The following is a 12,204-nucleotide window of genomic DNA, read 5'->3' on the forward strand; positions in this document are numbered from 1 at the left end:
TCGACGAGAGATATACATCATGGCCAAGACCTCGATGGTCAACCGCGAAGTCAAGCGGAAGAAGCTGAACAAGCAGCACGGCGCCAAGCGCCTGGCGCTGAAGAAGATCATCTCCAGCACGACCGCGTCGTACGAAGAGAAGATCGAAGCGGCGACCAAGCTGCAGAAGCTGCCGCGCGATTCCTCCGAGAGCCGCCAGCGCAACCGCTGCGAACTGTCGGGCCGCTCGCGTGGCGTCTACCGCAAGTTCGGCCTCGGCCGCAACATGCTGCGCAAGGCGACCATGAACGGCGACGTTCCGGGCCTGCGCAAGGCTTCCTGGTAATCCAGTAGGCAAACAAGCCGGTAAGTCTGCTAGACTTGCCGGCTGCTCCAAACGCCCGGCCCGGCTGCCCAGCCCGGCTGGGCGTCACAACTGAAGTATTCGCAATCCTGCGGATATCGGTGCACTCATAGGTGACTTTTCATGAGCATGACTGATCCCATCGCCGACATGCTGGTTCGCATCAAGAATGCGGCCGCCGTGCGGAAGCAGACGGTGAAGATGCCGTCGTCCAAGATCAAGACCGCGATCGCCACCGTCCTGAAGGACGAGGGTTACATCGCTGATTTCCGCGTGACCCAGAACGGCGCCAAGGCCGAGCTGGAAGTCGTGCTGAAGTACTACGAAGGCAAGCCCGTCATCGAGCGCCTCGAGCGCTATTCGCGTTCCGGCCTGCGCCAGTACCGCGGCAAGGACGCGCTGCCGAAGGTCCTCGGTGGCCTCGGCGTTGCCATCATTTCCACCTCCAAGGGCATCATGACCGATGCGCAGGCGCGCCAGCAGGGCGTCGGCGGTGAAGTCCTGTGCTTCGTGGCCTAACGGGGAGTCCAGAACATGTCTCGCGTAGCCAAGAAGCCGATCGCCCTGCCGAAGGGTGTTGAAATCAACGTCGCCGCCGACAGCATCAGCGCCAAGGGCCCGAAGGGCACCCTGAGCGTGGGCAAGCCGGCCGGCATCGAACTGAAGGTCGACGGCGGCACTGCCGTGTTCGCGACCGAGAACGCCGAGCAGATCGCTCTCACCGGCACCCTGCGCGCCATCCTCGCCAATATGGTGAAGGGCGTGTCCGAAGGCTTCGAGCGCAAGCTCGAGCTGGTCGGCGTGGGTTACCGCGCTGCCATGCAGGGCAAGGACCTGAACCTGTCGCTGGGGTTCTCGCATCCGATCCTGTTCAAGGCGCCGGAAGGCATCACCATCGCCACCCCGACCCAGACCGAAATCCTGGTCTCGGGCGCGGACAAGCAGCGCGTTGGTGAAGTCGCCGCCAAGATCCGCGGTTTCCGTCCGCCGGAGCCGTACAAGGGCAAGGGCGTGAAGTACGCCGGCGAAGTCATCATCCGCAAGGAAGCGAAGAAGGCCTAATCCTTAATTGGATCAGTGGCCTTCGGCTTTCGGAGAACAGAACATGAGCATCAAGAACACCGCCCGCCTGCGCCGCGCCAAGTCGACCCGCGCGCACATCCGTGAACTCGGCGTGCCGCGCCTGACCGTGCTGCGCACGGGCCAGCACCTGTACGCCCAGGTCTTCACCGCCGACGGCTCCAAGGTCCTGGCTGCGGCCTCGACCACCCAGGCCGAAGTCAAGTCCGGCCTGACGGGCAGCAAGAACCTCGAAGCTGCCGCCAAGGTCGGTCGCGCCATCGCCGAGAAGGCCAAGGCTGCGGGCGTCGAGAAGGTCGCATTCGACCGCTCGGGTTACCGCTACCACGGTCGCATCAAGGCCCTGGCCGACGCTGCGCGCGAAGGCGGCCTGCAGTTCTGATTTGTCGCAGGGCGGGTCTTGACCCGCCTTCGGGCACGGGCAACGGCGGGTGTTGAAGCCCGCCTTCGCTTGAAAGCGTGGAGCCTCGCCTCCACGCCTTGCCCATCTGCCGATGCGGACTGCATCGGGCGCGGGGCCGGATTGCCGGTGTCGCGAAACATCCGCGGTAATCCACAACGATAAGCGGCCACGCCGCAAATCCTTCAACTACCGAGTATTCGAAATGGCAGAAGAACAACGTGCACCGCGGGGCCGCGATCGTGATCGCAACCGCGAAGAAGTCGATGACGGCATGATCGAGAAGCTGATCGCGGTCAACCGCGTCAGCAAGACCGTCAAGGGCGGCCGCCAGTTCACCTTCACCGCGCTGACGGTGGTGGGCGACGGCAACGGCAAGGTCGGTTTCGGTTACGGCAAGGCGCGCGAAGTGCCGGTCGCGATCCAGAAGTCGATGGAGTACGCCCGCAAGAGCTTCGTCAACATCGATCTGAACAACGGCACCCTGTGGCATTCGGTCAAGTCCGGCCACGGCGCGGCGCGCGTGTTCATGCAGCCGGCTTCGGAAGGTACCGGCGTGATCGCCGGTGGCGCGATGCGCGCCGTGCTGGAAGCGGTGGGCGTGAAGAACGTGCTGGCCAAGGCCACCGGTTCGCGCAACCCGATCAACCTCGTGCGCGCCACGCTGCGTGGCCTTGGCGAGATGCATTCGCCGGCCAAGATCGCGGCCAAGCGCGGCAAGAAGGTGGAGGACCTGAACCATGGCTAAGAAGGAAGCTGTCGCCGGCGGCACCGTGAAGGTGCGCCTGGTCAAGGGTCTGCGTGGCACCCAGTCGCGTCACCGCCTGTCGGTGAAGGCACTGGGCCTGAACAAGCTCAACGATGTGCGTGAACTGAAGGACAGCCCGTCCGTGCGCGGCCTGATCAATCAGCTCCACTACCTCGTTCGCGTCGAGGAGTAATCAACATGCGTCTCAACACTCTGCAGCCCGCCGACGGCGCTCGTACCGAACGCAAGCGCGTCGGTCGTGGTATCGGTTCCGGCCTGGGCAAGACCGCGGGTCGCGGCCACAAGGGTTCGTTCGCTCGCGCCGGTAAGGGCAAGATCAAGGCGGGCTTCGAAGGCGGCCAGATGCCGATGCAGCGTCGCCTGCCCAAGATCGGCTTCCGTTCGCTGATCAAGAAGGACACCGCTGAAGTCCTGCTGTACGCGCTGGACAAGCTCGACGCCGGTGACATCGACCTGGCCGCCCTCAAGGCCGCCAAGCTGGTGCCGCCGAACGCCAAGCAGGCCAAGATCGTGAAGAAGGGCGAGCTCACCAAGAAGTTCGTGCTCAAGGGTGTGCTGGCCACGGCCGGTGCCAAGGCCGCGATCGAAGCGGCTGGCGGTTCCATCGCCTAAGCAACAGCGTCGCCCGCCGGCAACGGCGGGCGACGTCGGTTTTTCGTGTCGATGCGGCCCGGTCGCATCCACGAAGATTCAAACGCTGACCAAGCGTACTGATCAAACGTACTGATCAAATCGGAGCGGCATCAAGATGGCGAAAAGCAGCAACGCAATGGCGGGCATCGGCGGCGGGGTCGGTAAGTTCACCGAGCTGCGCCAGCGCCTGCTGTTCGTCGTCGGCGCCCTGATCGTCTACCGCATCGGCTGCTACATCCCGGTGCCGGGCGTGAATCCGGACGCGATGCTGGAGCTGATGAAGACCCAGCAGGGCACCATCGTGGACATGTTCAACATGTTCTCGGGTGGCGCGCTGCACCGCTTCAGCCTGTTCGCGCTGAACGTGATGCCGTACATCTCCGCGTCGATCATCGTCCAGCTGATGACGCAGATCGTGCCGAGCCTGAAGGCCATCCAGAAGGAAGGCGAGTCGGGTCGTCGCAAGATCAACCAGTGGTCGCGCATGGGTGCGATCCCGCTGGCCGTGTTCCAGGCCTGGGGTATCGCCACGGCCCTGCAGGCCGGCGGCGCGGCCAATGGCATCCAGGTCGTCTACAACCCGGGGCCGGGCTTCATCGTCACGGCGGTGATCGCGCTGACCGCAGGCACCATGTTCCTGATGTGGTTGGGCGAGCAGGTCACCGAGCGCGGCATCGGCAACGGTGTCTCGCTGATCATCTTCTCCGGCATCGTCGCCGGCCTGCCGGCTGCCGTGATCAGCATGTTCGAGCAGATCCGCAACGGTGACATGAATGCCATCGCGGCCCTCGTCGTCGTGGCGCTGGTGCTGGGCTTCACCTACCTAGTGGTGTTCGTCGAGCGCGGGCAACGCCGGATCACCGTCAATTACGCGCGCCGCCAGGGCGGTCGCAGCGCGTACATGAACCAGTCGTCGTTCCTCCCGCTCAAGCTCAACATGGCCGGCGTGATCCCGCCGATCTTCGCCTCGAGCATCGTGATGTTCCCGGCGACCGCCGCGGCGTGGTTCAGCCAGGGCAGCTCGGCGACCTGGCTGCAGAAGCTGGCGCAGATGCTCAACTCCGGCCAGCCGCTGCACATGATCCTGTATGCAGGGCTGATCATCGGCTTCGCGTTCTTCTACACCGCGCTGGTGTTCAACTCGCAGGAAACCGCCGACAACCTCAAGAAGTCGGGCGCGCTGATTCCGGGCATCCGTCCGGGCAAGGCCACCGCCGACTACGTCGACGGCGTGCTGACCCGCCTCACCGCGGCCGGCGCGATCTACCTGGTGGTGGTCTGCCTGCTGCCCGAGATCATGCGCACGCAGCTCGGCACCTCGTTCTACTTCGGCGGCACCTCGCTGTTGATCGTGGTCGTGGTGGTGATGGACTTCATCGCGCAGATCCAGGCGCACCTGATGTCGCACCAGTACGAAAGCCTGCTGAAGAAGGCGAACCTCAAGGGTTCGCGTGGCGGCCTCGGCCGCTGATCTAGAAACAACGCGGTTCCGGCCTGGCCGGGACTGATTGGTGGCTCGGGAATCCTCCCGGCCGCAACGAATCCCGGATCGACACCGGGGTTCAGATGGGCGACCCGGGCGGCGTCTCGCGCACGGGTGGTTCCGGGCCTTTCGCGCACCAGAGTAGTGCGCGGGGCCGGGCAGGGCAGCTCCCAAGGGGCTTACCCGGTTCGGCCAGTCCGGAACTGTCGCCGGAGCATGGGCACACTCCCCATGCCGGGTATTGGGACCTCGGTCCCGGTACTTCCAAGTAACCCGAGACCCTGTTAACATCTCTTGTTCACTCCGCCGGGTTCATAGCCTGGCCGTCAAACCAGTTGGAGAATCGCGTCATGGCGCGTATTGCTGGCGTCAACCTGCCTGCCCAGAAGCACGTCTGGGTCGGGCTGCAAAGCATCTACGGCATTGGCCGTACCCGTTCGAAGCAGGTCTGTGAATCGGCAGGCGTTACCCTGTCGACCAAGATCCGCGACCTGTCGGAACCGGAAGTCGAGCGCCTGCGCTCCGAGATCGCGAAGTTCGTGGTCGAGGGCGACCTGCGCCGCGAAGTCGGTATCTCGATCAAGCGTCTGATGGACCTGGGCAGCTATCGCGGCCTGCGTCACCGCCGCGGCCTGCCGCTGCGTGGTCAGCGCACCCGTACCAATGCACGTACCCGCAAGGGTCCGCGCAAGGCCATCAAGAAGTAAGGGGTAGACGACCATGGCCAAGCCGGCTGCTGCTGCCAAGACCAAGAAGAAGATCAAGCGAGTCGTCACCGACGGCATCGCCCACGTCCACGCTTCTTTCAACAACACCATCATCACGATCACCGACCGCCAGGGCAACGCGCTCTCGTGGGCGACTTCGGGCGGCGCGGGTTTCCGCGGTTCGCGCAAGTCGACCCCGTTCGCTGCACAGGTCGCCGCCGAAAAGGCCGGCCGTGCCGCCCTCGATTACGGCCTGAAGACGCTTGAAGTGCGTATCAAGGGTCCGGGTCCGGGTCGCGAGTCCGCCGTTCGTTCGCTGAACAACGTCGGCTACAAGATCGCCAACATCATCGACGTCACGCCGATCCCGCACAACGGCTGCCGTCCGCCCAAAAAGCGTCGCGTCTGAGGAGCTGAAGACACATGGCTCGTTATATTGGTCCCAAGTGCAAGCTCTCCCGTCGCGAAGGCGCCGACCTCTCCCTGAAGTCGCCCGTCCGCGCGCTTGACAGCAAGTGCAAGCTCGAACAGAAGCCCGGCCAGCATGGCCCGACCGCCCGCAAGGGCAAGCTGTCGGATTACGCCACGCAGCTGCGTGAGAAGCAGAAGGTCAAGCGCATCTATGGCCTGCTGGAGCGTCAGTTCCGCAACTACTACAAGAAGGCCTCGAACAAGAAGGGCAACACGGGTGAAAACCTGCTGCAGCTCCTCGAGACCCGTCTTGACAACGTCATCTACCGCATGGGCTTCGCCGTGACCCGTCCGGCCGCGCGCCAGCTGGTCTCGCACCGCGGCGTCACGGTCAACGGCAAGTCGGTCAACCTGCCGTCGTACCAGGTCAAGGCCGGCGACGCGATCGCCCTGTCGGAACGCGCCCAGAAGCAGATGCGCGTGCAGGAATCGCTGGGCGTCTCCGCCCAGATGGACCTGTCGCCGTCGTGGGTCGAAGTGGATGCCAAGAAGTTCGCTGGTGTGTTCAAGGCCGTGCCGGATCGTTCCGACCTGCCGAGCGACATCAACGAAGCGCTGATCGTCGAGTTGTACTCGAAGTAAGGAAGGGTGCGGCCTGAAAAGGCCGCTCCGACCAAAACCCCCAGGCTGGTGTGCCTCGCGCGCACCGGCCTCTCCCTCGAAGTGAGGGAGCTCCAAAAGCCTCAGCCAGTCGTCGTTACCCCCACAACGCACGAAGGCATTGACGGAGAACGCAACAACATGACGGTTACCGCCAACCAGGTACTGCGCCCCCGTGGTCCCCAGATCGAACGCATCTCCGGCCATCGCGCCAAGGTCGTGATCGAGCCGCTGGAGCGCGGCTACGGCCACACCCTCGGCAACGCGCTGCGCCGCGTGCTGCTGTCGTCGATCCCCGGCTTCGCCATCACCGAAGTCGACATCGACGGCGTGCTGCACGAGTACACCACGGTCGAAGGCCTCGAAGAGGACGTGCTGGAAGTCCTGCTGAACCTCAAGGACGTCGCCATCCGCATGCACACCGGTGACAGCTCGATGCTGTCGCTGAGCAAGCAGGGCCCGGGCATCGTGACCGCGGCCGACATCAAGACCGACCACAACGTCGAAATCCTGAATCCGGAGCACGTGATCGCGCACCTGACCAAGGACACGGCGCTGAACATGCGCCTGAAGATCGAGCGCGGCTTCGGCTACCAGCCGGCGGCTGCCCGTCGTCGTCCGGACGAAGAAACCCGTGCGATCGGTCGCCTGATGCTGGACGCTTCGTTCTCGCCGGTCCGTCGCGTCGCCTACGCCGTGGAAGCCGCGCGCGTCGAGCAGCGCACCGACCTCGACAAGCTGGTGCTGGACATCGAAACCAACGGCACGATCGACGCCGAGGAAGCCGTGCGCACCGCCGCCGACATCCTCAGCGACCAGCTGTCGGTGTTCGGTGACTTCACCCACCGCGACCGCGGCGCTGCCAAGCCGCAGACCGGCGGCGTGGATCCGATCCTGCTGCGTCCGATCGACGACCTCGAACTGACCGTGCGTTCGGCCAACTGCCTCAAGGCCGAGAGCATCTACTACGTCGGCGACCTGATCCAGAAGACCGAAGTCGAGCTGCTGAAGACGCCGAACCTCGGCAAGAAGTCGCTCACCGAGATCAAGGAAGTCCTCGCCCAGCGCGGTCTTTCGCTCGGCATGAAGCTCGAGAATTGGCCGCCGGCGGGCATCGCCTCGCACGGCATGATGGGCTGATTGAAGTAAGCCATCCCCGTCTTCGGGCGGGGATGGTGCAACACCCAGTCGACGGGCCCGAAGGCCCGCGGCACGCCGGCCAGGGAAACGGTCGGTCCGGACCAACCGCAGTCCAAGCAGCAACGCCAGGATGGCGACAGCGAAACCCAACAGTTCCAACATTCAACAGGAATCCAAGTCATGCGCCACCAGAAGTCGGGTCGTGCCCTCAGCCGCACCACCGCCCATCGCGAAGCGATGTTCAGCAACATGGCCGCCTCACTGATCAAGCACGGCCTCATCCGCACCACCCTGCCGAAGGCCAAGGAACTGCGCCGCGTCGCCGAGCCGCTGATCACCCTGGCCAAGGTCGATGGCGTTGCTAACCGTCGTCTTGCCTTCTCGCGCCTGCGCGACAAGGAAGCCGTCGGCACCCTGTTCACCACCCTGGGCCCGCGTTACGCGACGCGTCCGGGCGGCTACCTGCGCATCCTCAAGTGCGGTTTCCGCGCTGGTGACAACGCGCCGATGGCCTACGTCGAACTGGTCGATCGTCCGGAAGCCGCGCAGTAAGCGCATTCCTCCTGCCGCATCGAGCGGCGGACATCGCGGTTCGCACCACGAAAAGCTCCGGCGCCTGCCGGAGCTTTTTCGTTTTGTGCGCTCCGCCGTTCGGCGGGACTCCAGCACCGTCCAGGCGTGCGCGGGAACCAAACAGGGCGTGCACTGTCTTTGCATGCACTCGGCCAGCCGTTAAGGTAACGACATGAGCAATCCCTTCCGCGCTTCGTTCCGCATCCAATTCCTGCTGGGTTTCCTCGCGTGCTGCGCACTGCTGGGCTATGCCTTCCACACGCAGTTCCGCGACGTGAACCCGCTCGAGCCGTGCCCGCTGTGCATCTTCCAGCGGATCGCATTCTTCGCGCTTGGTGTCGTGTTCCTGCTCGGCGCGCTGCACGGTCCCGCGAAAGCGGCATGGCGTGGTGTCTATGGCGTGCTGGCGCTTGTCGCCGGTGGCATCGGCATCGCGGTGGCGGGACGCCATGTGTGGCTGACGCATCTGCCGGCGGACCAGGTGCCGAGCTGCGGCGCGCCGTTCGAGTTCATGCGCCAGACGATGGGCCCGATGAAGCTCATCCAGAAGGTGATGACGGGCTCGGGCGAATGCGCGAAAGTCGATTGGACTTTCCTCGGCATGTCGATGCCGGCATGGAGCCTGCTGTGCCTCGTCGTGCTCACGCTCTTTGCCGTGTACGCGGCCTTCCGTCGCCGCTGATCGCGAGCGGCTGATCCGTATTCCAAACCGGCATCAGCGGTTGCCGCTGTAACCGTTGCAGCGCCTGCATTTCAGGCGGATGATGGAAATTCGCTGCAGCGCAGCAACCGCCAATCATTCGAGTGCCATGTCCGCTTCTGATCGCAACCTCCGCGCCGTCAACCTGCCGACCGAATGGTCTCCGGCAAGTTGGCGCGGATATCCCGCGCTGCAGATGCCGACGTATCCCGATGCCGCCGCACTGGAAGGCGTGCTGCAGGAAATGCACGCGTTGCCGCCGCTGGTGACGTCGTGGGAAATCCTCGCGCTGCAGAAGCAGGTCGCCGAGGCGCAGGACGGCAAGCGCTTCCTGCTGCAGGGCGGTGACTGCGCGGAAGTGTTCGAAGGCTGCACGCCCGAGGTGATCTCCAACCGCCTCAAGGTGCTGCTGCAGATGAGCCTGGTGCTGGTGCACGGGCTGCGCCTGCCGGTGGTACGTGTCGGTCGCTTCGCCGGCCAGTACGCGAAGCCGCGTTCGGCCGACATGGAGACGCGCGACGGCGTGACACTGCCGAGCTATCGCGGCGACATCATCAACGGTCCGGATTTCACCGAGGACGCGCGCGTTCCCGATCCGCGCCGCATGGTCAAGGCGCATGCGCGTTCGGCGATGACGATGAATTTCATCCGTTCGCTGATCGACGGCGGTTTCGCCGACCTGCACCACCCCGAATACTGGAACCTGAGCTGGGTCGGGCACTCGCCGCTGGCCGACGAGTACCAGCGCATGGTCGACGGCGTCGGCGACGCGGTGCGCTTCATGGAGACGCTGTCGGGCAGCGAGGTGCACAACCTCAATCGCGTCGACTTCTACACGTCGCACGAAGCGCTGCTGTTGCCGTACGAGGAATCGCAGACGCGGCAGGTGCCGCGGCAGTGGGGCTGGTTCAACCTCAGCACGCACTTCCCGTGGATCGGCATGCGCACGGCGCAGCTGGACGGCGCGCACATCGAGTACTTCCGTGGCATCCGCAATCCGATCGGGCTCAAGGTCGGTCCGTCGGCGACACCGGAGCAATTGCTGCGCGTGATCGACGTGCTCAATCCCAACGACGAACCGGGCCGGCTCACGCTGATCCATCGCATGGGGGCCGCGCAGGTCGCCGAGAAACTGCCGGCGCTGCTGGACGCGGTGAAGCGCGATGGCCGTCGCGTGCTCTGGGTGTGCGATCCGATGCACGGCAACACCGAGAGCACCAGCAACGGCTACAAGACGCGGCGTTTCCGCAACATCCGCAGCGAGCTGGAAGCGGCGTTCGACCTGCATGCCGCGGCCGGCACGCGCCTGGGCGGTGTGCACCTGGAGCTGACCGGCGAAGACGTCACCGAATGCCTGGGCGGGGCGCGCGAATTGACCGAAAGCGACCTGGAGCGGGCCTACCGTTCCACCGTGGATCCGCGCCTCAACTACGAGCAGGCGCTGGAGATCGCGATGCTGATCGTGCGCAAGCAGGCGCAGCTGGCCCGGCCGGAGTAGGCCGGGCGGCAACGCCGGAATCCCTATTTATTTCGCTGCCGTCGCCTGCGCGGCGCCGGCGGGGATCGACGCGAGGAACTGCGGTGCGCGGCGCGCCTTGGTCGCCTGTTCGAAGGCATAGCCGAGTTCGAGCAGGCGCGGCTCGCTCCACGCCGTGCCCATGAACACGACGCCCAGCGGCAGGCCGCGCGCCTCACCCATCGGCACCGTCAGGCTGGGGTAGCCGGCGACCGCGGCGGCGCCGTAGCCCGACGGCACGTGCGGATCGCCGTTGGTCATGTCGGCCTTCCAGGCCGGGCTCGTGGCGGGCGCGATCAGCGCATCGAGCCGCTGCGCCTGCAGGGCCGCATCGATGCCCTCGACGCCGGCGAGCCGGCGGATCGTGCTGCGCGTGTCCAGGTACACCGGATCGTTCAACGGCCCCTTGGCGTCGGCCTGTTCGAGCAGGTCCTGGCCGAAGTAGCTCAGTTCGTCACCCGCATGCCGCTTGTTGAAGTCGATGAGCTGAGCCAGCGTGCGCACCGGCGCCTGGCGGCTTTCCAGGTAGTGCTCCAGGCCGGCCTTGAATTCCCAGGTCAGGACTTCGAGTTCGCCGGCGTCCCATTGGCCGTCGGTGGGGATCTGCGCATCCACTACCACCGCGCCGGCGCGCCGCATCGCGTCGATGGCTTTCTCCATGGCCGCATCGGCGTCGCGATCCATGCCCATGCGGTTGCGCAGCACGCCGATGCGCGCGCCGCGCAGGCCCTCGGCCTTGAGGTGCAGGGGATAGTCGAACACCGCGCGTCCGACGCTGTTGGCGGTCACCGCATCGCCTTCGTCGCGCCCGACCATCGCCGCGAGCAGGTACGCCGCATCGGTGACACTGCGCGCCATCGGGCCGGCGGTGTCCTGGCTGCTGGAAATCGGAATGATGCCGTTGCGGCTCACCAGGCCCACGGTCGGCTTCAGGCCGACCAGGCCGGTGACTGCGGCCGGGCACAGGATGCTGCCGTCGGTTTCGGTGCCGACGCCGACGACGGCCAGGTTCGCGGCGATCGCACTGGCGGTGCCCGAGCTCGAGCCGCAGGCGCTGCGATCGAGCGCATAGGGATTGCGGGTCAGGCCGCCGCGGCCGCTCCAGCCCGAGGTGGAATGCACCGAGCGGAAGTTGGCCCACTCGCTGAGGTTGGTCTTGCCGAGGATGACGGCGCCGGCGTTGCGCAGGCGCTCGACCACGAAGGCGTCGCGCGTCGGCCGATGCTCCGCCAGCGCGAGCGAACCGGCCGAGTTCACCATCGGCGTCGCATCGATGTTGTCCTTGAGCAGGACCGGAATGCCGTGCAGCGGGCTGCGCACGCGGCCGGCCTTGCGTTCGGCGTCGCGTGCGTCGGCTTCCTTGAGCGCGTCCGGATTGAGTTCGATCACCGCATTGAGCTGCGGGCCGGCGTCGTCGATGGCGGCGATGCGGTCCAGGTAAGCCTGCGTGAGGGTGCGGCTGTCGAGCTCGCCCCGCGCCATGCGTGCAGCCAGGTCGGCCACGCCGGTTTCGGCATAGGCGAAACCGTCCGACGCACTGCGGGTTGCGGTTGCCGGTGGCGCCGACGCGGAGGCGTTCTGCACGCGTTCGCAGGCGCCGAGCGCCGAAACAATCGCGATGGCGAGCAATGTTGCGGGCAGCAAACGCCCGCCGGTGAATCGGCCCAGGACAGACATGCATTTCCCCTAACCGCGACGTGGCGCGGACCTGTTCAGCATCACCTGCGGTCCGTGGGGGAGCAAGGGCAGGGGTGTCGCCGAGGCGTGCCGGCCGTCACGCTGCGGGCAT

The 12,204-nt window shown here is 65.6% G+C and carries 16 protein-coding genes; 15 read left to right on the top strand and 1 reads right to left on the bottom strand.

Features of this window, described 5'->3' with window-relative positions; translation table 11 throughout:
* The first annotated feature begins 19 nt into the window (after nucleotides 1-19).
* The 15 genes from rpsN (at nucleotide 20) to H8B22_RS10560 (ending at nucleotide 10,397) form a co-directional block, all read left to right on the top strand.
* Nucleotides 20-325: a 30S ribosomal protein S14 gene (rpsN, locus tag H8B22_RS10490; RefSeq protein ID WP_187711371.1), complete on the top strand. Its 306-nt coding sequence runs from the start codon at nucleotides 20-22 to the stop codon at nucleotides 323-325.
* Nucleotides 326-466: 141 nt separating this feature from the next.
* Nucleotides 467-862: a 30S ribosomal protein S8 gene (gene rpsH, locus H8B22_RS10495; protein WP_187711372.1), complete on the top strand. Its 396-nt coding sequence runs from the start codon at nucleotides 467-469 to the stop codon at nucleotides 860-862.
* Nucleotides 863-877: 15 nt separating this feature from the next.
* Nucleotides 878-1,405, top strand: a complete 528-nt coding sequence (gene rplF / locus H8B22_RS10500) for a 50S ribosomal protein L6 (RefSeq protein ID WP_187711373.1) — start codon at nucleotides 878-880, stop codon at nucleotides 1,403-1,405.
* Nucleotides 1,406-1,448: 43 nt separating this feature from the next.
* Nucleotides 1,449-1,805 (top strand): 50S ribosomal protein L18, encoded by a 357-nt coding sequence (rplR, locus tag H8B22_RS10505; RefSeq protein WP_187711374.1) that lies wholly within the window; start codon nucleotides 1,449-1,451, stop codon nucleotides 1,803-1,805.
* A gap of 223 nt (nucleotides 1,806-2,028) precedes the next feature.
* The gene (rpsE, locus tag H8B22_RS10510) at nucleotides 2,029-2,571 is read left to right on the top strand and encodes a 30S ribosomal protein S5 (protein WP_187711375.1); all 543 of its coding nucleotides are present in this window, start codon (nucleotides 2,029-2,031) and stop codon (nucleotides 2,569-2,571) included.
* On the top strand, nucleotides 2,564-2,764 hold the full coding sequence (gene rpmD / locus H8B22_RS10515) for a 50S ribosomal protein L30 (RefSeq protein ID WP_187711376.1): 201 nt from the start codon (nucleotides 2,564-2,566) through the stop codon (nucleotides 2,762-2,764). The genes rpsE and rpmD overlap by 8 nt, the downstream gene beginning before the upstream one ends.
* Complete coding sequence (gene rplO, locus H8B22_RS10520) at nucleotides 2,764-3,204, top strand: 50S ribosomal protein L15 (protein WP_187713616.1); 441 nt, start codon at nucleotides 2,764-2,766, stop codon at nucleotides 3,202-3,204. The genes rpmD and rplO overlap by 1 nt, the downstream gene beginning before the upstream one ends.
* Before the next feature lie 136 nt (nucleotides 3,205-3,340).
* The gene (gene secY, locus H8B22_RS10525; protein ID WP_187711377.1) at nucleotides 3,341-4,696 is read left to right on the top strand and encodes a preprotein translocase subunit SecY; all 1,356 of its coding nucleotides are present in this window, start codon (nucleotides 3,341-3,343) and stop codon (nucleotides 4,694-4,696) included.
* A 362-nt stretch (nucleotides 4,697-5,058) separates the two neighbouring features.
* Nucleotides 5,059-5,415, top strand: a complete 357-nt coding sequence (gene rpsM, locus H8B22_RS10530) for a 30S ribosomal protein S13 (protein ID WP_187711378.1) — start codon at nucleotides 5,059-5,061, stop codon at nucleotides 5,413-5,415.
* A 13-nt stretch (nucleotides 5,416-5,428) separates the two neighbouring features.
* Nucleotides 5,429-5,824, top strand: coding sequence for a 30S ribosomal protein S11 (gene rpsK, locus H8B22_RS10535; RefSeq protein ID WP_187711379.1), 396 nt, complete (start codon nucleotides 5,429-5,431; stop codon nucleotides 5,822-5,824).
* 14 nt (nucleotides 5,825-5,838) lie between these two features.
* Nucleotides 5,839-6,468, top strand: coding sequence for a 30S ribosomal protein S4 (gene rpsD / locus H8B22_RS10540; RefSeq protein WP_187711380.1), 630 nt, complete (start codon nucleotides 5,839-5,841; stop codon nucleotides 6,466-6,468).
* A gap of 159 nt (nucleotides 6,469-6,627) precedes the next feature.
* On the top strand, nucleotides 6,628-7,626 hold the full coding sequence (locus H8B22_RS10545) for a DNA-directed RNA polymerase subunit alpha (RefSeq protein ID WP_187711381.1): 999 nt from the start codon (nucleotides 6,628-6,630) through the stop codon (nucleotides 7,624-7,626).
* Nucleotides 7,627-7,806: 180 nt separating this feature from the next.
* Nucleotides 7,807-8,178 (top strand): 50S ribosomal protein L17, encoded by a 372-nt coding sequence (gene rplQ / locus H8B22_RS10550; RefSeq protein WP_187711382.1) that lies wholly within the window; start codon nucleotides 7,807-7,809, stop codon nucleotides 8,176-8,178.
* Nucleotides 8,179-8,371: 193 nt separating this feature from the next.
* Nucleotides 8,372-8,881, top strand: coding sequence for a disulfide bond formation protein B (locus tag H8B22_RS10555; RefSeq protein ID WP_187711383.1), 510 nt, complete (start codon nucleotides 8,372-8,374; stop codon nucleotides 8,879-8,881).
* 127 nt (nucleotides 8,882-9,008) lie between these two features.
* Complete coding sequence (locus H8B22_RS10560) at nucleotides 9,009-10,397, top strand: class II 3-deoxy-7-phosphoheptulonate synthase (protein WP_187711384.1); 1,389 nt, start codon at nucleotides 9,009-9,011, stop codon at nucleotides 10,395-10,397.
* A 27-nt stretch (nucleotides 10,398-10,424) separates the two neighbouring features.
* On the opposite strand, the gene H8B22_RS10565 is transcribed toward H8B22_RS10560, so the two are convergent.
* Entirely contained in the window at nucleotides 10,425-12,092 is a 1,668-nt protein-coding gene (locus H8B22_RS10565) for an amidase (RefSeq protein WP_187711385.1), read from the bottom strand.
* Nucleotides 12,093-12,204 lie beyond the last annotated feature (112 nt).

The organism is Lysobacter terrestris, from assembly GCF_014489475.1.
GTDB classification, from domain to species: Bacteria; Pseudomonadota; Gammaproteobacteria; order Xanthomonadales; family Xanthomonadaceae; genus Agrilutibacter; species Agrilutibacter terrestris.

Bases quoted from the DNA above. Each gene is read 5' to 3' on its own strand.
- rpsN (WP_187711371.1), top strand. From the start codon at position 20: ATGGCCAAGACCTCGATGGTCAACCGCGAAGTCAAGCGGAAGAAGCTG.
- rpsH (WP_187711372.1), top strand. From the start codon at position 467: ATGAGCATGACTGATCCCATCGCCGACATGCTGGTTCGCATCAAGAAT.
- rplF (WP_187711373.1), top strand. From the start codon at position 878: ATGTCTCGCGTAGCCAAGAAGCCGATCGCCCTGCCGAAGGGTGTTGAA.
- rplR (WP_187711374.1), top strand. From the start codon at position 1,449: ATGAGCATCAAGAACACCGCCCGCCTGCGCCGCGCCAAGTCGACCCGC.
- rpsE (WP_187711375.1), top strand. From the start codon at position 2,029: ATGGCAGAAGAACAACGTGCACCGCGGGGCCGCGATCGTGATCGCAAC.
- rpmD (WP_187711376.1), top strand. From the start codon at position 2,564: ATGGCTAAGAAGGAAGCTGTCGCCGGCGGCACCGTGAAGGTGCGCCTG.
- secY (WP_187711377.1), top strand. From the start codon at position 3,341: ATGGCGAAAAGCAGCAACGCAATGGCGGGCATCGGCGGCGGGGTCGGT.
- rpsM (WP_187711378.1), top strand. From the start codon at position 5,059: ATGGCGCGTATTGCTGGCGTCAACCTGCCTGCCCAGAAGCACGTCTGG.
- rpsK (WP_187711379.1), top strand. From the start codon at position 5,429: ATGGCCAAGCCGGCTGCTGCTGCCAAGACCAAGAAGAAGATCAAGCGA.
- rpsD (WP_187711380.1), top strand. From the start codon at position 5,839: ATGGCTCGTTATATTGGTCCCAAGTGCAAGCTCTCCCGTCGCGAAGGC.
- H8B22_RS10545 (WP_187711381.1), top strand. From the start codon at position 6,628: ATGACGGTTACCGCCAACCAGGTACTGCGCCCCCGTGGTCCCCAGATC.
- rplQ (WP_187711382.1), top strand. From the start codon at position 7,807: ATGCGCCACCAGAAGTCGGGTCGTGCCCTCAGCCGCACCACCGCCCAT.
- H8B22_RS10555 (WP_187711383.1), top strand. From the start codon at position 8,372: ATGAGCAATCCCTTCCGCGCTTCGTTCCGCATCCAATTCCTGCTGGGT.
- H8B22_RS10560 (WP_187711384.1), top strand. From the start codon at position 9,009: ATGTCCGCTTCTGATCGCAACCTCCGCGCCGTCAACCTGCCGACCGAA.
- H8B22_RS10565 (WP_187711385.1), bottom strand. From the start codon at position 12,092: ATGTCTGTCCTGGGCCGATTCACCGGCGGGCGTTTGCTGCCCGCAACA.